General features: G+C 75.8%; 20 protein-coding genes, 1 pseudogene and 1 riboswitch. Of the genes and pseudogenes, 9 read left to right on the top strand and 12 right to left on the bottom strand.

Annotated features, from left to right (window positions below):
- Positions 1–671, bottom strand: a pseudogene (locus ACFUEL_RS12270) (amino acid deaminase); the annotation flags it as partial.
- Between the two features lie 249 nt (positions 672–920).
- On the opposite strand from ACFUEL_RS12270, the gene ACFUEL_RS12265 reads away from it, so the two are divergent.
- From ACFUEL_RS12265 to ACFUEL_RS12255, 3 genes are all read left to right on the top strand, one after another.
- Positions 921–1,982: a sugar kinase gene (locus tag ACFUEL_RS12265; RefSeq protein ID WP_380236049.1), complete on the top strand. Its 1,062-nt coding sequence runs from the start codon at positions 921–923 to the stop codon at positions 1,980–1,982.
- Positions 1,983–2,103: 121 nt separating this feature from the next.
- Positions 2,104–2,862 carry an IclR family transcriptional regulator gene (locus ACFUEL_RS12260; RefSeq protein ID WP_380236048.1) on the top strand — a complete coding sequence of 253 codons (759 nt, stop codon included), beginning with the start codon at positions 2,104–2,106 and terminating at the stop codon, positions 2,860–2,862.
- 32 nt (positions 2,863–2,894) lie between these two features.
- Positions 2,895–3,305 (top strand): RidA family protein, encoded by a 411-nt coding sequence (locus ACFUEL_RS12255; protein WP_380236047.1) that lies wholly within the window; start codon positions 2,895–2,897, stop codon positions 3,303–3,305.
- On the opposite strand, the gene ACFUEL_RS12250 is transcribed toward ACFUEL_RS12255, so the two are convergent.
- The gene (locus tag ACFUEL_RS12250; protein ID WP_380236046.1) at positions 3,295–4,470 is read right to left on the bottom strand and encodes a cobalt-precorrin-5B (C(1))-methyltransferase; all 1,176 of its coding nucleotides are present in this window, start codon (positions 4,468–4,470) and stop codon (positions 3,295–3,297) included. The two genes, ACFUEL_RS12255 and ACFUEL_RS12250, sit on opposite strands and share 11 nt — an antisense overlap.
- 132 nt (positions 4,471–4,602) lie before the next feature.
- On the opposite strand from ACFUEL_RS12250, the gene ACFUEL_RS12245 reads away from it, so the two are divergent.
- Positions 4,603–5,343, top strand: a complete 741-nt coding sequence (locus ACFUEL_RS12245; RefSeq protein WP_380236045.1) for a cobalt-precorrin-6A reductase — start codon at positions 4,603–4,605, stop codon at positions 5,341–5,343.
- A gap of 7 nt (positions 5,344–5,350) precedes the next feature.
- On the opposite strand, the gene ACFUEL_RS12240 is transcribed toward ACFUEL_RS12245, so the two are convergent.
- From ACFUEL_RS12240 to ACFUEL_RS12230, 3 genes are read right to left on the bottom strand one after another with little or no spacing between them, the layout of a single operon-like run.
- Positions 5,351–6,943, bottom strand: coding sequence for a precorrin-2 C(20)-methyltransferase (locus ACFUEL_RS12240; RefSeq protein ID WP_380236044.1), 1,593 nt, complete (start codon positions 6,941–6,943; stop codon positions 5,351–5,353).
- Positions 6,940–7,566, bottom strand: a complete 627-nt coding sequence (locus tag ACFUEL_RS12235; RefSeq protein ID WP_380236043.1) for a precorrin-8X methylmutase — start codon at positions 7,564–7,566, stop codon at positions 6,940–6,942. The genes ACFUEL_RS12240 and ACFUEL_RS12235 overlap by 4 nt, the downstream gene beginning before the upstream one ends.
- Complete coding sequence (locus tag ACFUEL_RS12230) at positions 7,563–8,789, bottom strand: cobalamin biosynthesis protein CobG (RefSeq protein WP_380236042.1); 1,227 nt, start codon at positions 8,787–8,789, stop codon at positions 7,563–7,565. The genes ACFUEL_RS12235 and ACFUEL_RS12230 overlap by 4 nt, the downstream gene beginning before the upstream one ends.
- A gap of 229 nt (positions 8,790–9,018) precedes the next feature.
- A riboswitch (cobalamin riboswitch) is annotated at positions 9,019–9,094 on the top strand.
- 185 nt (positions 9,095–9,279) lie between these two features.
- On the opposite strand from ACFUEL_RS12230, the gene cobN reads away from it, so the two are divergent.
- Positions 9,280–12,888 carry a cobaltochelatase subunit CobN gene (gene cobN, locus ACFUEL_RS12225; protein ID WP_380236041.1) on the top strand — a complete coding sequence of 1,203 codons (3,609 nt, stop codon included), beginning with the start codon at positions 9,280–9,282 and terminating at the stop codon, positions 12,886–12,888.
- 111 nt (positions 12,889–12,999) lie between these two features.
- A complete protein-coding gene (lnt, locus tag ACFUEL_RS12220) occupies positions 13,000–14,559 on the top strand; it encodes an apolipoprotein N-acyltransferase (protein ID WP_380236040.1) in 1,560 nt (519 codons plus the stop codon).
- Between the two features lie 63 nt (positions 14,560–14,622).
- Here lnt and ACFUEL_RS12215 read toward each other — a convergent pair whose 3' ends face one another.
- Both ACFUEL_RS12215 and ACFUEL_RS12210 read right to left on the bottom strand, forming a co-directional pair.
- Positions 14,623–15,384, bottom strand: a complete 762-nt coding sequence (locus ACFUEL_RS12215) for a VOC family protein (RefSeq protein WP_380236039.1) — start codon at positions 15,382–15,384, stop codon at positions 14,623–14,625.
- The gene (locus ACFUEL_RS12210) at positions 15,381–16,304 is read right to left on the bottom strand and encodes an NADP-dependent oxidoreductase (RefSeq protein ID WP_380236038.1); all 924 of its coding nucleotides are present in this window, start codon (positions 16,302–16,304) and stop codon (positions 15,381–15,383) included. The genes ACFUEL_RS12215 and ACFUEL_RS12210 overlap by 4 nt, the downstream gene beginning before the upstream one ends.
- Before the next feature lie 258 nt (positions 16,305–16,562).
- On the opposite strand from ACFUEL_RS12210, the gene ribA reads away from it, so the two are divergent.
- A complete protein-coding gene (gene ribA, locus ACFUEL_RS12205; protein WP_380236037.1) occupies positions 16,563–17,210 on the top strand; it encodes a GTP cyclohydrolase II in 648 nt (215 codons plus the stop codon).
- Positions 17,211–17,242: 32 nt separating this feature from the next.
- On the opposite strand, the gene ACFUEL_RS12200 is transcribed toward ribA, so the two are convergent.
- Both ACFUEL_RS12200 and ACFUEL_RS12195 read right to left on the bottom strand, forming a co-directional pair.
- Complete coding sequence (locus tag ACFUEL_RS12200) at positions 17,243–17,731, bottom strand: DUF4265 domain-containing protein (protein WP_380236036.1); 489 nt, start codon at positions 17,729–17,731, stop codon at positions 17,243–17,245.
- 116 nt (positions 17,732–17,847) lie between these two features.
- Positions 17,848–18,300: a DoxX family protein gene (locus ACFUEL_RS12195; RefSeq protein WP_380236035.1), complete on the bottom strand. Its 453-nt coding sequence runs from the start codon at positions 18,298–18,300 to the stop codon at positions 17,848–17,850.
- A 235-nt stretch (positions 18,301–18,535) separates the two neighbouring features.
- Between ACFUEL_RS12195 and ACFUEL_RS12190 the strand changes: the two genes are divergently transcribed.
- Positions 18,536–18,799, top strand: a complete 264-nt coding sequence (locus ACFUEL_RS12190) for a hypothetical protein (protein WP_380236033.1) — start codon at positions 18,536–18,538, stop codon at positions 18,797–18,799.
- On the top strand, positions 18,796–19,893 hold the full coding sequence (locus ACFUEL_RS12185; protein ID WP_380236031.1) for an aminoglycoside phosphotransferase family protein: 1,098 nt from the start codon (positions 18,796–18,798) through the stop codon (positions 19,891–19,893). Before ACFUEL_RS12190 ends, ACFUEL_RS12185 begins: the two co-directional genes overlap by 4 nt.
- Here ACFUEL_RS12185 and ACFUEL_RS12180 read toward each other — a convergent pair.
- The 3 genes from ACFUEL_RS12180 to ACFUEL_RS12170 form a co-directional block, all read right to left on the bottom strand.
- The gene (locus ACFUEL_RS12180; protein ID WP_380236030.1) at positions 19,877–20,470 is read right to left on the bottom strand and encodes a hypothetical protein; all 594 of its coding nucleotides are present in this window, start codon (positions 20,468–20,470) and stop codon (positions 19,877–19,879) included. The two genes, ACFUEL_RS12185 and ACFUEL_RS12180, sit on opposite strands and share 17 nt — an antisense overlap.
- Positions 20,471–20,533: 63 nt before the next feature.
- Positions 20,534–22,720, bottom strand: coding sequence for a putative bifunctional diguanylate cyclase/phosphodiesterase (locus tag ACFUEL_RS12175; protein ID WP_380236029.1), 2,187 nt, complete (start codon positions 22,718–22,720; stop codon positions 20,534–20,536).
- Positions 22,721–22,869: 149 nt separating this feature from the next.
- Entirely contained in the window at positions 22,870–23,676 is an 807-nt protein-coding gene (locus tag ACFUEL_RS12170) for an SAM-dependent methyltransferase (RefSeq protein ID WP_380236028.1), read from the bottom strand.
- Positions 23,677–23,890 lie beyond the last annotated feature (214 nt).

Below are 23,890 nucleotides of genomic sequence, written 5' to 3'. Positions count from 1 at the left end.
GGGCCGCCGAGTTCGACCAGGACCTCGACGGGGCGGCGGGCTCCGGCGGCGCGCAGGGCGGCGTCCATCTGCCGGACGCTGTCGGTGGAGTCGACCCAGGAGGCGAAGGCGAAGCCGGGGTCGCGGTCGAGTTCGGCGGCGATCCAGGCGAGTCCGGCGGGGTCGAGCAGGGTGTTGGCGAGCAGCAGGCGCTGGACGCCGAAGGCGCGGGCGACGCGCAGCTGGGGGAGGTTGGCGAGGGTGACGGCGTGGGCGCCGGCGGCGAGTTGGGCCTGCCAGAGGGCGGGGGCCATGGTGGTCTTGCCGTGCGGGGCGAGCCGGACGCCGGCGGTGCGGCACCAGGCGGCCATGGTGCGCAGGTTGTGGTCGAGGGCGGCGGCGTCGAGGGTGAGCAGGGGGGTGCCGAGGTCGTCGAGGGTGGGGCGGGTGGCGAGCCAGTCGCGGACGGTCAGTCCGTGGGCGGCGGCGGGGGCGGCCTTGAAGCGAAAGTCGAGGGTCTCGTCGGCGAGGGCGGCGACGGCGGCGGTGTCGATGCCGGGGCCGTGGGCGGGGTCGGCGAAGTGCCGCCGTTCCGCGTCCGCCCGGTCCGCCGCTCCCGCTCCCGCTCCCGCCCCCGCTCCCGCTGCCGTTCCCGCTGCCGCCGTTCCTGCCGTTCCTGCCGTTCCGCTCATCGCCGCGCCTCCGCATCGAATCCCGACCCACTCGCGAGCTGGGAAGTTGCAACATGCGCAACCTGTATTGCGCATGTTGGTGATACGGTTCTAGCATTCACGCCGGACGGCGGTCAACGGACCGCGACGCGGCCCGTCCACCCCTCCCACCAGGCACGCAGCACCGGGCTCACCGCCGAGCACCGGGCCGCGCGGGCCGCCGGCGGCGGGAGCGGGGGGCACGGGCCCGAGGGCGAGGGAGCGGGTTTGATGGCGGATCACGGCGGCGCGGGCCGGAGCGGTGCCCGCGCGGTGTGCCTGGGCGAGTCGATGGCGGTGCTGCTGCCCGACCGGCCGGGGCCGTTCGAGGCCGTCGGCGCGTTCCGCCCCTCGGTGGGGGGCGCCGAGTCGAACGTGGCGGCGGCGCTGGCCGCGCTGGGCGTGCCCGCGGCGTGGATCAGCCGGGTCGGCTCGGACGGCTTCGGCCGCCGCCTGACCGGCGACCTGGCGGCGGCGGGGGTGGACGTGTCGGCCGTCGCGGTGGACCCGCACCGCCCGACCGGGGTGTACCTGAAGGAGACCGGCGGTTCCGACCTGCCGCACGACCTGGGCCGGGGCCGCTCCCGCCTGCACTACTACCGCACCGGTTCGGCGGCCTCCGCGCTCTCCCCCGCGCTGCTGGACGACCCGGCGGCGGCCGCCCTGCTGGACGCCGCGCCGCTGCTGCACCTGACCGGCATCACGCCCGCGCTGTCGGACGACTGCCTGGCCCTGGTGCGCGCCCTGCTGGCCCGCCGCCGTCCGGGCCGGCTGGTCTCCTTCGACCTGAACTGGCGCCCGGCGCTGTGGCGGCGGCGCGACCCGGCGGTGCTGCCGGAGCTGCTGGACGCCGCGGACGTGCTGCTGCTGGGTGCGGACGAGGCCGAGGAGGCGTTCGGCACCGGCGACCCGCGGGCGCTGCGCCGGCTCTTCCCCTCGCCGGCCACCCTGGTGGTCAAGGACTCCGGGCACCTGGTCAGCGCGCTGGACCGGGACGGCGGGGCGGTCGCCGAACCGGCGCTGCGGGTCGAGGTGGTGGAGCCGACCGGCGCGGGGGACGCGTTCGCGGCCGGCTACCTGGCGGGCACCCTGCGCGGCCTGGACCAGCGCTCCCGGCTGCGGCTGGGCCACCTGGCGGCGGCGGGCGCGCTGACCGCCCCCACCGACCACGGCGCGCTGCCGGACGCGGCGACGGTGGCCGCGCTGCTGGCCGCCGACGAGCGGGCCTGGACGGCGACCCGGGTCTCCGCAGCCGGCTTCGACTCCCCCGCGCTGCCCGCCCCCGTCCACTGAAACGGCCCCGGCCGACCCGTCCGACCCGTCCAACCCGTCCGACCCGTCCAACCCGGCCGTCCTGTCCGCCCCGTCCACCGACCCACCACTCCCGGCACCCTCGAAGACCCTCGGGACTCCCATGAGCCAGACCGTCACCCGCGCCCTGCGCCTGCTCGCCGAACTCGGCGAGGGCGAGCGCTCCCTCGACCAGTTGGCCGAGCTGATCGGCGTCCACAAGACCACCGTGCTGCGGCTGCTGCAGAGCCTGGAGGAGGAGCGCTTCGTCCACCGCGACGCCCAGTACCGCTACCACCTCGGCGCGGGCCTGTTCGCGCTGTCCAGCCTCGCCCTGGAGCAGCGCGGCATCCGGCGCACCGCCGCCCCGCACCTCGCCGAGCTGAACGCGGCGACCGGCCAGACCGTGCACCTGGCCGCGTACGAGGGCGGCGAGGTGGTCTACATCGACAAGTACGACTCGCGGCACCCGGTGCGGATGTACTCGCGGATCGGGCTGCGCGCGGCGCTGCACAACACGGCGGTGGCCAAGGTGCTGCTGGCCGACCTGCCGCCGGCCGAGCGCCGCCGGGTGGTGGACGGCGTCGAGTTCACCGTGCACACCCCGAACACGATCACCAGCCCGCAGGCGCTGCTGGCCGAACTGGAGCAGGTCGCCGCACAGGGCTGGGCACAGGACCACGCCGAGCACGAGGCGTTCATCAACTGCGTGGCCGCGCCGATCCGGGACGTCTCGGGCCGGGTGGTGGCCGCCGCGTCGATATCCGTGCCGGACGTGGTCCTGCGCTACGAGCAGGTGCTCGACCTGCTCCCCCAACTGCTCGCCTGTACCCGGGCGATCTCCGCCGACGCGGGCCTCCCGGCCCGCGGCACCGTCCATTGACGCACCATCAACCACCTTATGGAGAGAGTCACATGAGCGACAAGATCGAGGTCCGTACCGACGGCGCGCCCGCCCCGGCCTGGATGTTCTCCCAGGGCGTGCGCAAGGGCCCGATCCTGCAGGTCTCCGGCCAGGGCCCGCAGGACCCGGCGACCGGCGAGTACCTGTACCACGGCGACGTGAAGGCGCAGACCCGGCGGACGCTGGAGAACGTCAAGGCGATCGTCGAGGCGGGCGGCGCCACCATCGAGGACGTGGTGATGTTCCGCGTCTACCTGACCAAGCGCGCCGACTTCCCGCTGATGAACGAGGTCTACGCCCGGTTCATCGAGGAGAACATCCCCGCCGGCGGCGTGAAGCCCTGCCGCACCACGGTCTTCGTCGAACTCCCGCAGGAGCCCATGCTGGTGGAGATCGACGCCCAGGCGGTCGTCACCGGCTGACCGGCCGGTCCGCCGCCCCGTCCGGCCGGGGGCCCCGCGGGGCGGCCCGGCCGACGATCGCGCCCGCGCGGTCGATGCAGATCACGTCGACCGTGACGGGCGCGCCGAGCAGCACGCCGAGCGCGGTGGCGCGGGCCCGTTCGGCCACCAGGTCACCGAGCGGGACGCCCGCCGCGGCGCACGACTGGACGGCCTCCAGGGCGGTGTTGGCGGCGGCGACCCGTTCCACGAGTTCTGCGCGGGCGCCGCCCTCCCTTGCCAGTTCGGCGAGTTGGGCCTTGTCGACCTGGGAGCGGCCGGAGTGCAGGTCGAGGTGCCCGGCGGCGAGCTTGGAGAGCTTGGCGAAGCCGCCGCAGACGGTCAGGCGCGGAACCGGGTGCCGGCGCAGGTACTTGAGGACGGCGCCGGCGAAGTCGCCCATGTCGAGCAGGGCGTCCTCGGGCAGGCCGTACTCGGCCACCACGACCTTCTCGGAGGTGGAGCCGGTCGCCCCCGCGACGTGGGTGTGCCCGGCGGCGCGGGCCACGTCGATGCCGCGGCGGATCGAGTCGATCCACGCCGAGCAGGAGTACGGGACGACGATGCCGGTGGTGCCGAGGATGGACAGGCCGCCGAGGATGCCCAGCCGCGGGTTCCAGGTGTGCCGGGCGATCTCCTCGCCGTGGTCGACGGAGAGTTCCACCTCCACGTCCCCGGTGGCGCCGAACTCCGCGGCCACCTCGGCGACCGCCTCGCGGATCAGCTGCCGCGGCACCGGGTTGACGGCCGGCTCGCCGACCGCCAGCGGCAGGCCCGGCTTGGTGACCGTCCCGACGCCCGGCCCGGCCCGGAAGACCACGCCGCTGCCCGGCGGGCCGATCCGCACGGTGGAGCGCACCAGCGCGCCGTGCGTCACGTCCGGGTCGTCACCGGCGTCCTTGACCACCCCGGCACTGGCCCGGCCGGGCGCGAGCTCCTCCACCGCGAGCGCGAACGCGGGCCGCTCGCCCCTGGGCAGCGTGATCACCACCGGGTCGGGGAAGCCGCCGCCGAGCAGCGCCGTGTACGCCGCCTTGGTCGCGGCCGTCGCGCACGCGCCCGTCGTCCAGCCGGGCCGCAGCCCGCTGCTGCGCAACTGCCCCGCGCGCCCGCCGCCGACCGGACCGTCCTGCGCCGCGCTACTCACCGCTCACCCCTCGTCCTTCCGTGCTCCTCGCCGTTCCCACTGCCCCACCGCCCCACCGTCCCATGCTGAGCGCGCCGACCGCCCGGTTAGGGTGGTGTGTCCTGATCGCACGCACCGGTCCCGGGAGTCCGCATGCACGTCCTGATCCTCGGCGGCACCAGCGAGGCCCGCCGGTTGGCGGACGTGCTGGCGGCCGACCCGGCGCTGCGGGTGACCAGCTCGCTGGCCGGGCGGGTGGAGCGGCCGCGGCTGCCCGCCGGGGAGGTCCGGGTCGGCGGGTTCGGCGGCCCGGCGGGGCTGGCCGCCTGGGCGCGGGCCCACGCGGTGGACGCGGTGGTGGACGCCACCCACCCGTTCGCCGAACGGATCAGCCGGAACGCTGCGCTGGCCGCCGAGGAGGCCCGCCTGCCGCTGCTGGCGCTGCGCCGCCCGAGCTGGACGGCGCAGGACGGCGACCGCTGGCACCCGGTGCCCAGCCTGGCCGCCGCGGCGCAGGCGCTGCCCGCGCTCGGCAGCCGGGTGTTCCTGACCACCGGGCGCCAGGGCATCGCCGCGTTCGCGCACCTGGACGGCCTGGTGTTCCTGGCGCGTTCGGTGGAGGCGCCGGTGCCGCCGATGCCCGTGCGCACCGAAGTCCTGCTGGAGCGCGGCCCGTTCACCCTGGACGGGGAGCGCAAGCTGCTGCGCGCGCACCGCATCGAGGTGCTGGTGACCAAGGACAGCGGCAGCGCCGCGACCGCCCCCAAGCTGACCGCGGCCCGCGAACTCGGCCTGCCCGTCGTGGTGGTGGAGCGCCCGGCCGCCCCGGCGGGGGTGCGCACCGCCCCGGACGTCGCCGGGGCGGTCGCCTGGGTGCAGCGCCTGGCGAGCTGACGCACCGTCAACTCTCCTGCTGCGCCTCGGGGTAGCGGCGCGGCGTCCACACCGCTTCGTGTCCGCCGCCGCGTTCCACCCGCCGGGTCTGGCTGGAGCCGATCAGCAGCAGGGTGCGCATGTCGACCTCGGCGGGGTCGAGTTCGGCGAGCGTGACGGTGCGCACCCGCTCGGTGGGGCCGCCGACGTCCCGGGCCAGCACCACGGGGGTATCCGGGGAGCGGTGCTCCAGCAGCAGGTCGCGGGCCGAACCGACCTGCGTGGTGCGGGACTTGGAGCCGGGGTTGTAGAGCGCGAGGACGAGGTCGGCCTCGGCGGCGGCGCGCAGCCGGCGGGCGATCGCCGCCCAGGGCTTGAGCCGGTCGGAGAGCGAGATCACGGCGTAGTCGTGGCCGAGCGGCGCCCCGGCCCGGGAGGCGGCGGCGTGCGCGGCGGTCATGCCGGGCAGGACCCGGACCGGGACGTCCCGGTAGGGGTCCTCGCAGGCGGCTTCGAGGACGGCGGTGGCCATCGCGAAGACGCCCGGGTCGCCGGAGGAGACCACGGCGACGCGGCGTCCGCGGCGGGCCAGGTCGAGGGCGAACTCGGCCCGGACGCCCTCGACCTTGTTGTCGGAGCCGTGCCGGACCTGCCCGGCGCGCACCGGCACCCGGTCCAGGTAGGTGGTGTAGCCGACCAGGTCGGTGGCGTTCGCAAGGGCGCCGCGCGCCTCGGGGGTGAGCCACAGCGGCCCGGCGGGCCCGGTGCCGACCACGACCACCTCGCCGACCGGGGCCGGACCCTCGCCGACCGCCTCGGGGGCTTCGCCCGCGGCGGCGTCCAGGGCCTCGAACGGCTGCCCGGCGGAGTCGAGCGCGGCGACCTTGCTGGGCAGCACGGCGACCGAGAAGTACGGGACGCCGTCCGGGTCGACGTCGGCCAGCCGTCCGGTGCGCTCGCCGTCCATGGTGGCGCGCTCCACGTACCGGGCGTCGGCCAGCCGTCCGGCGCGCTCCAGGGCGCGGCGGACGGCGGGGAAGGTGCGGCCGAGCTTCATCACGACGGCGGAGTCGGTGGCGGCGAGCCGGGCGGTGATCTCCTCCTCGGGGAGGGTGCCGGGGATGATCGTGAGGATCTCCTCGGCCTCGACCAGGGGGGTGCCGAGGCGGGCGGCGGCGGCGCTGATCGAGGTGACGCCGGGGACGACCTCGGTGGGGTAGCGGTGCGCGAGGCGCTTGTGCATGTGCTGGTAGGAGCCGTAGAACAGCGGGTCGCCCTCGGCGAGGACGACGACGTCGCGGCCGGCGTCGAGGTGGGCGGCGAGCCGTTCGGAGGCTTCCCGGTAGAAGTCGTCGAGGGCGCCGCGGTAGCCGCCGGGGTGGTCGGTGGTCTCGACCGTGACGGGGTACATCAGCCGTTCCTCGAGCTGGCCGCCGGTCAGGTAGCGTTCGGCGATGGCCCGGGCGTGCGAGCGGCCGTGCCGGGCGCAGTGGTAGGCGATGACGTCGGCCTTGCCGATGAGTTCGGCGGCGCGCACGGTGACCAGCGACGGGTCGCCGGGGCCGACGCCGACGCCGTAGAGCTTTCCGACGGCCTTGCCGCTGCGCTGACTGTCCGTCATTCTTCTTCGCTCGCAATCGCGTTGATGGCGGCGGCGGCGATGGCGCTGCCGCCTCGGCGGCCCCGGACGACCAGGTGTTCCAGGGCGGAGGGGTGGTCGGCGAGGGCCTGCTTGGACTCGGCGGCGCCGATGAAGCCGACCGGGACGCCGATGACGGCGGCGGGGCGGGGCGCCCCGGCCTCGATCATCTCCAGCAGGCGGAACAGCGAAGTGGGGGCGTTGCCGACGGCGACGACGGCGCCCTCCAGGCGGGGCAGCCACAGTTCCATCGCGGCGGCGCTGCGGGTGGTGCCCATGGCGCGGGCGAGTTCGGGGACGGCGGGGTCGGTGAGGGTGCAGAGCACCTCGTTGTCGGCGGGCAGCCGTTTGCGGGTCACGCCGCTGGCGACCATGTTGACGTCGCACAGGATCGGCGCGCCGGCCAGCAGGGCGCGGCGGGCGTCGGCGACGGCGTTCGGCGACCAGAGCAGGTCGTCGACCAGGTCGGTCATGCCGCAGGCGTGGATCATCCGGACGGCGACCCGGGCGACGTCGGCGGGCAGGTGGGCGAGGTTCGCCTCGGCCCGGATGGTGGCGAACGACTGGCGGTAGATGGCCGCGCCGTCCTTCTCGTAGTCGATCATTCGGGCCTCCGCCGTTGGGCGTTGCGGGCTTCGGCGACTGCCTCGGCCGTGTCGTTCTCTTCGGTGTCGCGGACGGTGCCGTCGACGGTGACGCGGTGTCCGGACGCGGTGGCCAGGACGTCGACCCAGCGGCCGGCGGGGTGTCCGCAGCGGCGGGCGCAGCCGGACCAGTGGACGGGGAGCCCCTCGGCGGGGGCTTCGGTGTGGGCGCGGACGGCCTGGGCGCGGACGTCGGCCAGGGACTTCGCGCAGCCGGGCAGGCCGGTGCAGGCGGTGACGCCCTCCCAGGGGCCGCCGGGGGCGGTGCGGAATCCGGCGCCGGCGAGGTGCGGGAGCCGGGCCGGGTCGGCGCCGGGCAGGACGACGCCGCGCCAGGGGGTGAGCCGGGCGGTGCGGCCCGCGGGGAGGGTGTCGGCGAGCAGCCGCCACTGGGCGCTGGTGGCGCGGCCGAACCGCAGGCCGACCGAGAGGCCGTCGCCGACCTGCCCCAGCAGGGGCTGTTCGCCCGCGAAGGGGGGTAGTGGGACGGTGCCTTCGGGTAGTTCGTCCTGGATCTCGCGGGGGTGCCAGGCGCGTCCGGCGGCGAGGTCGAGGAAGCGGCGGGCGGCGTCGAGGGCGGCGGGCACGGGCGCGTCGGCGGCGGTGGCGCGGCGGGCGCGGCCGAGGCGGAGCAGGGCGCGCCCGCCGCCGACTGCGATCAAGGTCACATCGGCGTGCAGGGCGGCGACGTCGCCGCGGCCGTCGTCGAGCGCGAACAGGAACTTCCCGGACAGCCGGGCGGCCCACGGCGCGGCGCACAGCGCCTCGTCCAACTCCCTTGTCCAGCCGTCGAATTGGGCGCCGCCTACGCCACGGCCGTCGATTCCGGCGAGCGGGGAGGCGACGATGTTGCGGACGCGTTCGTGGGTGTCGGAGGGCAACAGGCCGACGGCGCGCAGGCGTTCGGCGAGGTCGGCGGCGCAGCCTCCGGCGAGGCCGCGCAGCTGGGCGTTGCCGCGCGAGGTGATCTCGATGCCGCCGTCGCCGAGGGCGTCGGCGGCGTCGGCCACGGCGAGCAGCTGACGGTGCGTCAACTGGCCGCCGGGCAGCCGGAGTCGGGCGAGGTGTCCGTCCTCGGCGGGGTGCAGGCGGAGCGCGCCGGGGCAGGCGTCGGCGCGGCCTCGGTCGGGCCCGACGGAGGGTGCCTGGGCGGCGTCGGGTGTGGGTGGCATGGCGGCGAGCATACCCATCGGGTGCGGACGCGCCACCGCCTCGTGCGTCACACCCGCCTCCGGGCCGCCGCTCCGGCGCCGGTGGTGATTGCCCAGCTCAGGACGGTGCGGGCCGGGGCACGGGGGCGCGGGTGGTCGGGTTTCGGTCAGCGTCGCAGCTCACACTCCCCCGCGGGCCGATCACCCCGTACGATGCTGGCGGGCGCCTCTCGGGGCGTCCGCTGCCAGCGACGGCACAGCGGAGGAAGTCCGGTGCGAATCCGGTGCGGTCCCGCCACTGTGACCGCGGCTCAGTGAGCCGCGGGAGCCAGGAACTCCGGCCGTCCTCCACTGCCCGGGGCGAGGACCCCGAGGAAGGCCGTTCCATGCGCTGCCGCATGCCCGCGCCCCGCCGGGTGCCCGCCGTTGCCGGGCCGCCCTGTGCCGTCCGCCGGGTGCGACCCGTCCGCCCCGCCCTGGCCCCGTGCCCCGTGCCGTCCGAGACGCCCGGGAGGGCCTCCGCATGATCCTGCTGCTGTCGACGTCCGACACCGACCTGTTGAGCGCCCGGGCGGCGAGCGGCCCGGTGCCGTTCCGCTGGGCGAACCCGGCGCGGCTGTCGCCCGAGGGGCTGCCCGCGCTGCTGGAGGGCGTGGAGCTGGTGGTGGTGCGGCTGCTGGGCGGGCGCCGGGCCTGGCAGGAGGGGTTGGACGCGCTGCTGGCGGGGCCGCTGCCGGTGGTGGTGCTGACGGGCGAGCAGGCGCCGGACGCGCAGCTGATGGAGCTGTCGACCGTCCCGGCGGGCATCGCGGCGGAGGCGCACGCGTACCTGGCGCACGGCGGTCCGGCGAACCTGGCGGAGCTGGGCGCGTTCCTGTCGGACACGGTGCTGCTGACCGGGCACGGTTTCGCGCCCCCGGCGTCGGCGCCGTCCTGGGGCCCGCTGGAGCGGGAGGCGCGCGCCGGCGAGGGCCCGGTCGTCGCGGTGCTGTACTACCGGGCGCACCACATGAGCGGGAACACGGCGTTCGTGGAGACGCTGTGCCGGGCCCTCGAGGAGCAGGGCGCGCAGGCCAGGGCGTACTTCTGCGCGTCGCTGCGCGGGGCGGAGCCGGAGCTGCTGGCGGAGCTGGGCGCGGCGGACGTGATCGTGACGACCGTGCTGGCGGCGGGCGGCACCCGGCCGGCGGACGCGCAGGCCGGCGGGGACGAGGAGGCGTGGGACGCGGGCGCGTTGGCCGCGCTGGACCGGCCGATCCTCCAGGCGCTCTGCCTGACCTGGTCGCGGGCGCAGTGGGAGGGCAGCGACGACGGCCTGTCCCCGCTGGACACGGCGACCCAGGTGGCCGTCCCGGAGTTCGACGGCCGGCTGATCACCGTGCCGTTCTCGTTCAAGGAAGTCGACGAGGACGGGCTGACGGTGTACACGGCGGATCCGGAGCGGGCGGCCCGGGTGGCGGGCATCGCGGTGCGGCACGCCCGGCTGCGGCACACCCCGGCGGCCGAGCGGCGCCTGGCGCTGGTGCTCTCCGCCTACCCGACCAAGCACGCCCGGGTGGGCAACGCGGTGGGCCTGGACACCCCGGCGTCGGCGATCCGGCTGCTGGAGCGGCTGCGCGCCGAGGGCATGGACCTGGGCGACGGCCTGCCGGGCTTCCACACGGACACCGAGCACGGCCACGAGGGCGACGCGCTGATCCACGCGCTGATCGAGGCGGGCGGCTACGACCAGGCGTGGCTGACCGAGGAGCAGTTGGCCCGCAACCCGGTGCGCATCCCGGCCGCCGACTACCGCCGCTGGTACGCCACGCTGCCGGCGGCGCTGCGCAAGCGGGTGGAGGAGCACTGGGGCCCGGCGCCGGGCGAGCTGTACGTGGACCGTTCGCGCAACCCGGACGGCGACCTGGTGCTGGCGGGCATCCGCTCCGGCAACCTGCTGGTGCTGGTCCAGCCGCCGCGCGGGTTCGGCGAGAACCCGGTGGCGATCTACCACGACCCCGATCTGCCGCCCAGCCACCACTACCTGGCGGCGTACCGGTGGATCGCGGCGGACCGCGCGGACGGCGGTTTCGGCGCGCACGCGGTGGTGCACCTGGGCAAGCACGGCAACCTGGAGTGGCTGCCGGGCAAGACCGCCGCGCTGTCCGCCGAGTGCGGCCCCGACGCGGCCCTCGGCGACCTGCCGCTGGTCTACCCGTTCCTGGTGAACGACCCGGGCGAGGGCACCCAGGCCAAGCGCCGGGCGCACGCGACGCTGGTCGACCACCTGGTGCCGCCGATGGCGCGCGCCGACTCCTACGGCGACATCGCCCGGCTGGAGCAACTCCTCGACGAGCACTCGAACATCGCGGCGATGGACCCGGCGAAGCTGCCGGCGATCCGGGCGCAGATCTGGACGCTGATCCAGGCCGCCAAGCTGGACCACGACCTGGGGCTGGACGAGCGGCCGGAGGACGACGGCTTCGACGACTTCCTGCTGCACGTGGACGGCTGGCTGTGCGAGGTGAAGGACGCGCAGATCCGCGACGGCCTGCACGTGCTGGGCCAGGCCCCGGCCGGCACCGACCGGGTGAACATCGTGCTGTCGATCCTGCGGGCCCGGCAGATCTGGGGCGGCGTGAGCGCGCTGCCGGGCCTGCGCGAGGCGCTGGGCCTGGACGAGGCGGCGCTGACCCTGGGCGCGACGGACGCGGCGGAGGCGAAGGCCCGTTCGCTGGTCGAGGCGATGGAGGCCGAGGACTGGAACCCGGCCGCGGTCGGCAAGGTCGCCGAGGGCCTGCCCGCCGCCGTCGCCGACGTGCTGGCCTTCGCGGCGACCCAGCTGGTGCCCCGACTGGCCGCCACCACCGACGAGTTGGACGCGGTGCTGCACGCCCTGCGGGGCGGTTTCGTCCCGGCCGGCCCGTCCGGTTCGCCGCTGCGCGGGCTGGTGAACGTGCTGCCGACCGGCCGCAACTTCTACTCGGTGGACCCGAAGGCCGTCCCGTCCCGGCTCGCCTGGGAGACCGGCCAGGCGCTGGCCGCGTCCCTGGTCGAGCGCTACCGGGCCGACAACGACGGCCAGTTCCCGCCGTCGGTGGGCCTGTCGCTGTGGGGCACCTCGGCGATGCGCACCGCGGGCGACGACATCGCCGAGGCGCTGGCGCTGCTGGGCGTGCGCCCGGTGTGGGACGACGCCTCGCGCCGGGTGACCGGCCTGGAGGCCGTCCCGGTCGAGGAGTTGGGCCGGCCGCGGATCGACGTGACGCTGCGCATCTCGGGCTTCTTCCGGGACGCCTTCCCGCACGTGGTGGCGCTGCTGGACGACGCGGTGCGCCTGGCCGCCCGCCAGGAGGAGCCCGCGGAGCAGAACTTCGTCCGGGCCCACGTGCAGGCCGACCTGGCCGAGCACGGCGACGAACGCCGGGCCACGGTACGGGTGTTCGGCTCCCGTCCGGGCACCTACGGCGCGGGCCTGCTCCAGCTGATCGACAGCCGGGACTGGCGCACCGACGCCGACCTGGCCGAGGTGTACACGGTGTGGGGCGGCTACGCGTACGGGCGCGGCCTGGACGGGCGGCCGGCGCGCGAGGAGATGGAGAGCGCCTACCGGCGGATCACCGTCGCGGCGAAGAACACCGACACCCGCGAGCACGACATCGCCGACTCGGACGACTACTTCCAGTACCACGGCGGCATGGTGGCCACCGTGCGGGCGCTGACCGGCGCCGCCCCGGCCGCGTACATCGGCGACTCGACCCGCCCGGAGACGGTGCGCACCCGCACCCTGACCGAGGAGGCGGCCCGGGTCTTCCGGGCCCGGGTGGTCAACCCGCGCTGGCTGGAGGCGATGCGCCGGCACGGCTACAAGGGCGCGTTCGAGATGGCCGCGACCGTCGACTACCTGTTCGGCTACGACGCGACCACCGGCGTGGTCGCCGACTGGATGTACGAGAAGCTGACCGAGGAGTACGTGCTCGACCCGGTCAACCGGGAGTTCTTCGCCGAGGCCAACCCGTGGGTCCTGCACGGCATCGCGGAACGCCTGCTGGAGGCCGCCGGGCGCGGCCTGTGGGCGGAGCCGGACGCGGCGCTGCTGGACGAGCTGCGGCAGGTGCTGCTGGAGACGGAGGGCGACCTCGAGGGCGAGTGACGGCGCCCGGGGCGAGTGAACGGGCGGGATCCGGGCAGGCTGGGGGCGACCTGGACATGCCGATGATCGAATAGGGGTGCCTTCCGGCCCGGCCGGACGGACAATCTGCCCATGAACCTGCGAACCGCCCTCACCCGACCGGCCCGCTACGGCGCGCTGGCCTCGGGTGCGCTGCCCGTCCTGACCTTCCCCGGCGCGGGCCTGGCCTGGCTGGCCTGGGCGGCGCTGGTGCCGGGGCTGCTGCTGATGCGGGCCGCGGACGGGCCGCGCGAGGCCGCGGTGCGCGGCTGGTGGTTCGGCGCGGGGTTCATCCTCACCGGGATGTACTGGCTGATCCCGTCGATCGGCCCCGGACTGCCGGTGCTGGCGGTGCTGTTCGGCGTGCTGCAGGCGCCGTTCGGCCTGGCCGCCTGGTGGCTGCTGCGCGGCGAGCCGGTGCTGCGCCGCGCGTCGGCGGCGCTGGTGGTGCTGCCCGCGGTGTGGGTGTGCGCCGAGTACGCCCGCTCCTGGGGTGCGCTGGGCGGGCCGTGGGCGGTGCTGGGCGCCACCCAGTGGGAGCACCCGGCGGTGCTCGGCCTGGCCTCCGTCGGCGGTGTGTGGCTGGTGAGTTGGGCGCTGGTCGCGGTGAACACGGCGCTGGCCGTGGTGCTGTGCGCGCACGGGCCGCGGGTGCGCGCGCTGGCCGGGGCGACGGCGCTGGCCGCGCTGGCGGCGGGCCCGCTGGCGTTCGCCGCGCAGGCCGCCCCGGCGACCTCGGGCGCGGCGACGGTGGCGCTGGTGCAGGCCGGCTCCACCCCGGACGAGCAGGCCCGGCTGGAGGCGAACGTGCGGATCACCCGCACCCTGGCCGGCCGCCCGGCGGACCTGGTCGTGTGGGGCGAGAGCTCGACCACCGAGGACCTGGACCGGCGGCCGGAGACGGTGGCCCGGCTGGCCGCGCTGTCCCGCGCGACCGGGGCGCAGCTGCTGGTCGGCGAGGACGCCCGGAAGGCGGACGGCCGGATCTCCAAGGACGCGGTGCTGGTGGACGGTTCGGGGGTGCTGGCGCGCTACCGCAAGATCCGGCTGGTGCCGTTCGGCGAGTACATCCCGCTGCGCCCGCTGCTGGGCTGGATCGCCGGGGTGAGCGCGGCCGCGGGCGAGAACCGGGTGCCCGGCAGCTCGGTGCACCTGCTGCCGGTGGTGGACCGCGGCGGGCGGCCGCTGCCGGTGGGCGCGCTGATCTGCTTCGAGTCGGCGTTCCCCGACATGTCGCGCACCGCGGCCCGGCAGGGCGCCGAGCTGATCGTCTACCAGTCGGCGACCTCCACCTTCCAGTCGACCTGGGCCCCGGCGCAGCACGCCTCGCTGGGCGCGCTGCGGGCCGCCGAGACCGGCCGCCCGGTGGTGCAGGCCGCCCTGACCGGCGAGTCGGTGGCGTACGACGCGCAGGGGCGGCGGCTGGTGCGGATGGGCACCGGCGAGTCGGGCGCGGTGACGGTCCGCCTGGCGCTGGCCGACCCGGCGGCCCGCACCTGGTACGTGCGGCTGGGCGACTGGGTGCCGCTGACGGCGCTGGCGGTGGTGCTGACGGCGGCGGCGTGCGCCGCCGCGCCGCTGCTGCGCGAACGCCGCCGCCCGGGCCCGCCGCCGTCCTCGACCCCGGCCGGCGCACCCCCCGCCCGGGTCTGACACCCCGCCCCGCCCACCGCCGCCGTCCCCCCTCCCCTCCGCCCCTCTCCTGCCCTCCCCTGCCTACTGCTCCTCCACCACGTGGATGCCGAACAGCGCCCCCTGCGGGTCGTGCAGGACGGCCAGCCGGGGCCCGTCGGGGACGTCGGTGGGCGGGAGGGTGACGGTGGCGCCGAGCAGGGCGGCGCGCTCGGCGCCGAGGTCGACGTCGGCGACCGCGAAGTACGGCATCCAGTAGGGCGCGACCTCGGCCGGGAACTGGTCGGACATGTCCATCATGCCGGCGAAGTCGCGGCCGCCCAGGCCGAACCGGGTGTACATCTCACCGGTGTTGACGCTCCAGCCGAACACCCGAGCGTAGAACTCGGCGGCGGCGCGCGGGTCGCGGGTGGCGAGTTCGACCCAGCCGAGGGCGCCGGCCTCGTCGCGCAGGTCGACGCCGCGCAGCGCGGCGGGTTCCCAGGTGGAGAAGACCGCGCCGGTGGGGTCGGCGGTGACGGCGAACCGGCCCCAGTCCAGGGCGTCCGTCGGCGGGACGATCACCTTGCCGTCGGCGTCGGCGATCTCGTCGGCGGTGGCGTCGGCGTCGGCGGTGTGGAAGCCGATCGTCCAGGCGGTGGGCTGGTCGGGCTGGACGAGTCCGCTGAGTCCGGCGACGAGCTGCTCGCCCAGGTAGAGCTTGGTGTAGCCCATGGCCCTCTCGTCGGGGAGGGTCTCGACGCGCCAGCCGAAGAGCTCGTGGTAGAAGGCTTTGGCGGCGGCCGGGTCCTTGGTGGCGAGTTCGACCCAGCAGGGCGCGCCGGGGCTCGGTTCGGTGATCTTCACGGTCGGCTCATCTCCAGGATCAGTTTCCCTCGGGCGTGTCCGCCCTCCACCTCGGCCATCGCCTCGGCGGCGCGTTCCAGCGGGTAGCGGGCGGTGATGTGCGGGTCGAGCGTGCCGGCGGCGACGAGTTCGGCGAGAGCTGCGAGCGGGGCGGCGGTGCCGACCCGGTGGACGTGGGCGCCGCCGAGCTCGGCGGCGGTGTCCGGATCGGCGGTGGACACCAGCCGGCCGGGGGCGCGCAGTGCGTCGGCCACCTCGCGGACGGCGTCCCCGCCGACCAGGTCGAGCACGGCGTCCACCCCGCCGGGGGCGACGGCGCGCAGCCGCTCGGCGACGCCCGCGCCGTAGCGGACGGGGGTCGCACCGAGCGAGCGGACGTGGTCGGCGCTGCCCTCCCCGGCGGTGCCCAGCACGGTCACGCCGCGGCCGCGGGCGATCTGCGCGGCGGCGGTGCCGACGCCGCCGGACGCGCCGACCACCAGCAGGGTGTGGCCGGGGCGCAGGCCGAGCGCGGTGAGCTGGTCGAGGGCGTCGTAGGCGGTGGCGGCCGCGACCGGGAGGGCGGCCGCCTCGGCGAAGCCGACCGTGCTCGGCTTGTGCGCGGTGGTGCGGGCGGTGAGCAGCGCCTCCTCGGCGAAGGCGCCGTCCGGGGCGGTGCCGAACACCTCGTCGCCGGTCCGGAAGCCCCGCACGTCCTCGCCGACGGCGGTCACCACGCCCGCCGCCTCGCTGCCCATCACCACCGGCGGGGCGGCGCCGGTGCCGAACCGGCCCTGCCGCTTCTTCCAGTCCGCGGGGTTGACCCCGGCCGCGACCACCCTGATCCGCAGCGTTCCGGGCCCGGGGACGGGCGTGGGCCGGTCCAGGAACTCCTGCTGCTCCGGGCCGCCGTACCCGACGAACCCGAATGCCTTCGCCATCCGCTGCCTCCCTCTGCTCGTCCTCCCTCCTTCCCCACCATGCAGGGGTACCGGCGGGTAGCGGGGCGGTCGGTGGGCCGAACGGCGGGGCCGGTGGGGCGCGCGGGGCGGGAAGGGCGCTCCGGAACGCCGGTTGTTCAAATTGGAACCAAGGTGTAGCGTCAGGCGGGCACGATCCGGTTCGAATTTGAACAACCTGCCCACGGCCCCTCGCACCGGACCGCAGGCCCCCCACTCGCGGCCCCGGAGGGACCCGACATGACGCACCCCGCAACCACCCCGCCGCTGCCCGCCGCCACCGTCCGCTCCCGCGTGCGCGTGCCCCTCGCCTTCGCCGACGGCTACCGCGTCGAAGCCGAGGTGCACACCTTCCACGGCCTCGCCGACGGCGCCGAGCACCTCGCCCTCACCCTCGGCGACCCGTCCGCCACCGCCACCCCCCTGGTGCGCCTGCACTCCGAGTGCCTCACCGGCGACGTGTTCGGCTCCGCCCGCTGCGACTGCGGCCCCCAGCTGCGCGAATCCGTCCAGCGCATCGCCGAGACCGGCGGCCACCTGCTCTACCTCCGCCAGGAGGGCCGCGGCATCGGCCTCTACAACAAGCTCGACGCCTACGCCCTCCAGGACTCCGGCCTCGACACCTACCAGGCCAACACCGCCCTCGGCCTGCCCGAGGACGGCCGCGACTACACCGCCGCCGCCCAGATGCTCGCCGCCCTCGACGCCCCCGCCGTCCGCCTGCTCAGCAACAACCCCGACAAGGCCGCCCAGCTCACCGCCCTCGGCGTCACCATCACCGAACGCGTCCCCACCGGCGTCCACCTCTCCCCCAGCAACCTCCGCTACCTCCGCGCCAAGGTCGAACACACCCGGCACACCCTGGACCTGGCCCCCCTCGTCGGCTGACCGGCCCGGCCCGGCCGGGGCCGGCGGTCGGGTCAGGAGCGGCCCGCGAAGGGCTCCGCGTCCGCCCACTCCCAGAAGGCGTGGCCGGCGGCGACCGCGGCCTCCATGGCGGCGAACACTCCGGAGGGGGCGGCGCCGGGCGGGACGTCCACGGCGACGAAGCGTTCGCCGCTCCACTCGCTCGGCAGCCCGGCGGCGAGGACCTCGGTCGTGACCAGGTCGGCGGCCCGCCGGAGGTCGGCGGCGGGGAGGTCGGGCGTGAACAGCAGTCGCAGTACCCGGTGCCGGGAGACCCCGACCACCTGGCTGACGTAGTCGTCGCCGTCGAGGAGCACGGTGTCGCCCAGGGCGATCCCGTACGTGAAGAACGGGACGCAGGCGACCCGGTACCTCCCCTCCCCGGCCGGGGTGAGCCAGAGCTGCTCGACCTGCCCCTCCAGCCCGAAGGGGGCCAGGTCGGCGCGCGCGATGTAGTTGGTCGCGGCGCGTCCGACCGGGTGCTCGTGGACGACGAACTGCATGGCGGCGCTCCTCCGGGGCGGTTCCGACGGCCTCCCATGATCCCGCGACCGGTCACCGTCGTGGACGGCGGGGGCAGGCCGGGCGGGACGGAGCCGGGCCGGCACCGCCCGCGTGCTCAGCGGCGCGGGCGCGGGCGCAGCAGGGCGGCGGTCTCGGCGCGGTGGGTCCAGGCGACGACGGCGAGCGGGGCCATGAAGAAGAACGGGGTGCCGGCGTTCTCGCCGTGCATCGCGGTGAGCTGGGTGGCGAAGGCGCAGAACAGGAAGGCGATCAGGGCGGTCGCGGCCGGACCGGCCAGGCGGGGCAGCAGCAGGCCGACGGCTCCGGCGAGTTCCACCAGGCCGGTGAGGTACATGAACCAGCGGCCCGCGCCGACGGCGTCGAAGACGACGGTGGCGTCGGAGACCGCGAGCAGCTTGGGCGCGGCGCTGGCCAGGGCGAAGAACAGCGCGAGCAGGACGCGCAGGGTCCGGACCGTCCACCGCAGGGCCTTGCCGGGGCGCTGCCCGGTGGCAGCAGGAGCGGTGGCGGAAACGGTGGCGGTGGCGCCGGCGCTGGTGTTGGTCATCTCAGGTCTCCCCGGTCGGTGGTCGTGGCTCTCACCGGCTTCGACGGGCGGCACCGGGCCGACTCATCGGTCGTCGGCGGGGAATTTCCGGCGGATGCGGTGCGCGTCCGGGCGGTGACGGTGGGCGTGCGGCCGGGGCCCGCGTTGCGCGCGGGCCGGGGCGGGCGGACGGTGGAAGCGTCCGTGTCCGGCCCCCGCTGCTCCGCCGCGTCCCGGAGAGTCCCGGAGAGCACCCATGAACCCCGCACCGGCCGTCCCCTCCCCCGGCGCCGTCCCGCGCCCGACGGATCAGCGCGCGACGGCCGCCGAGCCGGCCGGACTGCGTTCCGTGGCACGGCCCTTCGTCTCGCCGTACCGGGCGGACCCGGCGGAGGGGGTCGCGCTGCCGGCGCCGATCGCACTGCCGGAGGCGGGCCGGGCCGGGCTGCCGGTGCGGCTGCTGCAACCGGCCGGTGCGGTGCGGCGGTCGGCGGGTGCCGGGGAGCGGGGGCGGGGATGAGCGGCGGCGGCCGGGTGCCCGTGTACGAGCTGATGGGGGTGCGCGAGGTCGCGGGCGGCCTGCTGCTGGTGCCGCCGGGGGTGGCGGGCCGGGCGGCGGACGGGCTGCGGTTGCGGCTGGCGGCACGGGAGTTGGGGCCCGGCCGGTGGGAGGCGGTGGCGCGGGACCCCTCGGACGTGCTGGTGGCGCGTCGGCGTCCGGCGGACGGCGGGCCGCCGGTGCTGGTCAAGTGCCCGCGCACCGGCGAGGCGGTGCGGTCGCTGGTGCGCGAGCGGGACGCGGTCGCGGTGCTGGCCGCGCAGCTGCGGCCGCCGGGGCTGCGCGGCCTGCTGCCCCGGACGCTGGACTCCCGGCTGGGCGGTCGCCCGCCGGTGCTGGTGCAGGAGGTGCTGCCGGGCGTCCCGGGCGATGTGCTGCTCTCCCGCCGCCCCGAACTGGCCGCCGCGCTGACCGCGTCCGCGTTCGGCGTGCTGGACGAACTGCGCGGCGCGGCGGGCGGATCGAGCCGGGACGCCCGGCTGGTGGACGGCTGGCTGGGCCACCGGCTGGCGGTGCTCTCCGACCGGGTCCGCTGGTGCCGGGGCGCGGAGGGCACCGCGGGCCTGCTGGCGCTGCGCGCCTTCCTGCGCCGCGAGTTGACCGGGCACCCGGTCGAAGTGGCCTGGACGCACGGCGACTTCACCCCCGGCAACCTGCTGTTGCGCTCCCCCGACCCGGCCGGGCGGTCCGCCGGGCAGCCGGCCGGGCGGCCGTTCGTCACCGGGCTGGTCGACTGGGCGGACGCGCTCGCCGACGGCCCGGCGGTGGTCGACCGGGCGAGTTTCGCGCTGGCCCTGGGCCGGCTGCTGGAGGGGCGCTCATGGGGCGAGCAGGTCGTCCGGGCCCTGCGCACCGGGGGCCTGCACCGTCCCGAGACCGGCGAACTCCCGCTGTCCGGCGTGCTGTTGGCCTGGCTGTGGCACGTCTCGGCCAACCTGGAGAAGTCCCGCCGCTCCGCCCGCAACCGGCACTGGCTGCGCGCGGTCCTCGTCCCGGTGCTGCGCGAACTCGCCGCCCCGCCCGCCCGACCGGGCCCGGCTACGCGTCCGGACTGACCGCGTCCGGGCCGACCGCGTCCGAACCGACCGCGTCCGGGCCGACCACGTCCGAACCGACCGCGTCCGGACGGATGGCGATGGTGCTGACCGTGCCGTCGCCCCAGACCGTGGTGCTCATCATCATCAGGCCGTCCAGGGAGACCACCGTGAACTCCGGCACGAAGCGCGGGGTGAAGAGGGTGGCGAAGCCGCTCCTGAGGAGTTCCACCTCGCTCCCCACCACGTCCCAGCCGTCCAGCAGCCGGACCCGGAAGCCGACCGTCCAGGGCTCTTCGTCCGGGTCGCCGCCCAGCCTGACGCGTCCGAACGCGAGCAGGAACTCGCGGTCGGCGTCGAGGAGTCCGTACTCCGTCGCCATCCGGTACCAGCTCGCGTTGACCTTCTCGGCCATGTCCGGGTCGTCCAGGTCGGGGACCTCGTCGGGGCGCGCGTCGAAGCGCCCGTGCTCGGAGCGGCTGCTCGCCGCCGAGTGGTGCGGCCGGAGCGGGAACCGGACCTCTCCGGGCAGGCGCTCCAGGACCTGGAACCCGGCGGGGGCGAGGAGTTCGGCGATCTCGGTGTCGGTCAGCGTCACAGCGGCACGGTAGTGGCGCCGCGCCCGGACGGGTAGCGGTTTTCCCGGCCGGGCGGCCGGGTTTCAGTACTCGTGGCCGGGGCCGGGTTCGGGCGGGGCCTCCAGGTCGGTCTCGGCGATCCGGCGGGCGATCTCGGCGGGGCGCACGGGGCGTCCGAAGTGCCAGCCCTGGGCGAGGTCGCAGCCCATCAGGCGCAGGCGTTCGGCGTCGGCGCGGCTCTCCACGCCCTCCGCGGTGACCGACAGGCCCAGGGTGTGGGCGAGCGAGACCAGTCCGCTGACGATCCGCCAGCCGAGGTGGGTGTCCTTGGCGGGGTCGTGCAGGTCACCGACGAAGGAGCCGGCGATCTTGAGGTTGGAGACCGGCAGGTCGCGCAGGTAGGCCAGGTTGGACCAGCCGGTGCCGAAGTCGTCGACGGAGAGCGAGACGCCCATGTCGACCAGCGCGTGCAGGGCCTTGAGCGCCTCGTCCTCGGGGCCGACCACGGTCGACTCGGTGATCTCCAGCTGGAGCATGGACGGGTCGAGGCCGGTGCTGCGCAGGGTGCGTTCGATGTCGCCGACCAGTCCGGCGTTGCGGGCCTGCCGGACGGCCAGGTTGACGCTCAGCCGGGGCGCCCGGTCGCCGAACCTGGCGACCCAGTCGGCGGCCTGCTCGCACGCCTGCTCCAGCACCCAGCGGCCGAGCGGCATGATCAGCCCGGTCTCCTCGGCGACGCCGACGAACTCCTCGGGGCCGAGCACCCCCATCTGCGGGTGCCGCCAGCGCACCAGCGCCTCGACGCCGGTCATCGCGCCGGTGGCGAGGTCGACCATCGGCTGGTAGTCGATGAAGAACTCGCCGCGGTCCAGCGCGGCGGGCATCCGCACGGACACCGCGTACCGGCTGACGGCGCGCGCGTTCTCCTTGGGGTCGAACAGCGTCCAGCGGCCGCGCCCGGCCTCCTTGGCCCGGTACAGGGTGAGGTCGGCGGCCCGGACGGCGGCGCCGGGCGTGGTGGTGGCGATCCGCCGTTCCAGCACGCCGACGCTGGCGCCGACGGCGAGCCGGTGGTCGCCGATCACCACGGGCTTGGTGAGCGCGGCGAGCACGGTCTTGGCGGCGGCGACGGCCTCCTGCTCGCCCCGGCAGTTCTCCAGCAGCACCACGAACTCGTCGCCGCCGAGCCGGGCCACCATGTGGCCGAGCGGGCTGAGCGCGTTCTCCAGCCGGCGGGCCACCACGGTCAGCAGCTGGTCGCCCATGTCGTGGCCGAGGCTGTCGTTGACGATCTTGAAGCCGTCCAGGTCGACGTAGCACAGGCCGAAGCGGGCTTCCGGCTCCGGCTCCTCGAAGAGCTTCTCCAGCCGTTCGAAGAACGCGGCCCGGTTGGGCAGGCCGGTCAGCGGGTCGTGGGTGGCCTGGTGGCGCAGCCGCTCCTGGAGGCGGTAGCGGTCGGTGACGTCCTCCAGCATGGCGACCTGGTAGAGCGGCACGCCGTCGTCGTCGCGGATCAGCGAGACGGTGAGGTGGGTCCACACCACCTCGCCGTCGCGCCGGTAGTACGGCTTGTCGAACTGGAAGTACTCGCGCTTGCCGCTGATCAGCTCCTCGTACGCCTCCCAGACTCCGGGAGTGTCCTCGGGGTGGACCAGGTCGTTGACCCGCACACCGGTCATGTCCTCGGGGCCGCCGCCGAAGATCTCGCCGAGGGCCCGGTTGACGGCCAGGATGTTGCCGTCGGTGTCGCCGAGGCCGATGCCGATCGCCGCCGATTCGAACAGCGCCCGGAAGCGGGCCTCCGAGGCGCGCAGGGCCTTCTCGACCTCCTGCCGGGCGGTGTCGGCGGCGAGCCGGATCGCCTCCTGCTCGCGCAGCGTGCGCTCGCGCAGGGCGGCCGCCCAGCCGGCCGCGAAGGCGCCGACGAGGGCCGGGCCGCGGTCGTCGGGGACGGGCTTGCGCTGGATCAGCTGCACCGCTTCGGAGAGCAGTTGCGGGTCGGTGAACTGGTTGTCGATGAGCAGCGCCCCGACCTGTCCGGCCAGTTCGGGGCGGAACGGGTGCTCGCGGGCGGCGCGGTGCAGCAGTTCGGCAGTGCGGGCGATCAGCGGGTTGAGCACGCCGGGGCGCACGGCGGCGCCGTGCCCGGTGCGCAGCATGGCCGCCCACTCGGCGTAGAACGCGGCGACGGCGGCGGCCGCCGCCGCGCCCGCGACCGCGCCCGCCGCACCCACCGGGCCGACACCCGCCGTGCCCGGTCCTGCGCCCACCGTGTCCGTACCCACCGTGCCCGTACCCGCCGTGCCCGTATCCACCGCGCCCGTACCCGCCGCGCCCGGTCCCGCGTCCAGGACCGGCTCCGCGACCGCGCCGGGCGTTCCGCTCGGGTCGGCGGTCCCGTCCGCGGCGGGTGACTCGTTCACGACAGGCGCCCGACGCCGGCCATGCCGGTCATCCGTTCGGGGTGCGGGCCGACCGATCCGGCGTCGTCGGGGCGCCACTCGGGCAGGTAGACCACGCCGGGTTCGACCAGGTCGTAGCCGTCGAAGAAGGCGGTGATCTGCTCGCGGCTGCGCATGGTGAGCGGCGTCGGGGTGGAGCGGTAGAGGCTCTGGTGGGAGCCGGCCTGGTCGGGGCGGCCCTCCAGGGCGGCGTGCGAGAGGATCAGCATGCTGCCGCTGGGGAGGGCCTCGCGCAGCTTGGCGAGGATCTTGTCGGGCTCGTCGGCGTCGGTGACGAAGTGCAGGACGGCGTTCAGGATGACGGCGACGGGTTCGCCGGGGGCGAGCAGCTCCTCGACCTCGGGGCGGGCCAGCAGGTCGTCGGTGTTGCGCAGGTCGGCGTCGACGACCTGGGAGAGCGGGTCGTCGGCCAGGATCAGGCGGCTGTGCGCGACCGCGACGGGGTCCATGTCGACGTAGACCACGCGAGCGTCGGGCCGGTACTCGCGGGCGACCTCGTGGACGGCGCCGAAGGTGGGGATGCCGGAGCCGATGTCGAGGTAGCGGGCGATGCCCTCCCCGGCGGCGAACTGGGTGGCCCGGCGCAGGAAGGCCCGGTTGGCCCGCATGATCATCGGCAGGTCCGGCCAGAGCTCGATCGCCCTGCGCGCCATCTGCCGGTCCACCTCGAAGTTGTGCGACCCGCCGAGGTAGTAGTCGTAGACCCGGGCGGCGTTCGGCTTGTCGAGGTCGGTCCCTGCGGGCACCCAGTTCGGACGCGCCATGACGGCACCCCTTCCGGCGTGGCATGTGAAAATGGCAATAGGACATAAAGATCTTCCTATACTTGCAAGGTACATCGCAAGCTACGTCGTCCGAACAGCGGCGTGGCGCGTCCCGCCTGGTGGTGACCCCCCGGAACGTGCGGAACCACCTCCGCGGGCGGCCGCCGCCGGCCGTCCGGAACGCCGAAAAGGGCGACCGCCCACTTGCAGACTC

Origin of the sequence: Kitasatospora sp. NPDC057198, assembly GCF_042670125.1 — a bacterium.
Lineage (GTDB): Bacteria > Actinomycetota > Actinomycetes > Streptomycetales > Streptomycetaceae > Kitasatospora.
Note: the sequence above shows the minus strand (reverse complement) of the source record. Positions and strands in the feature narration are given on the sequence as shown.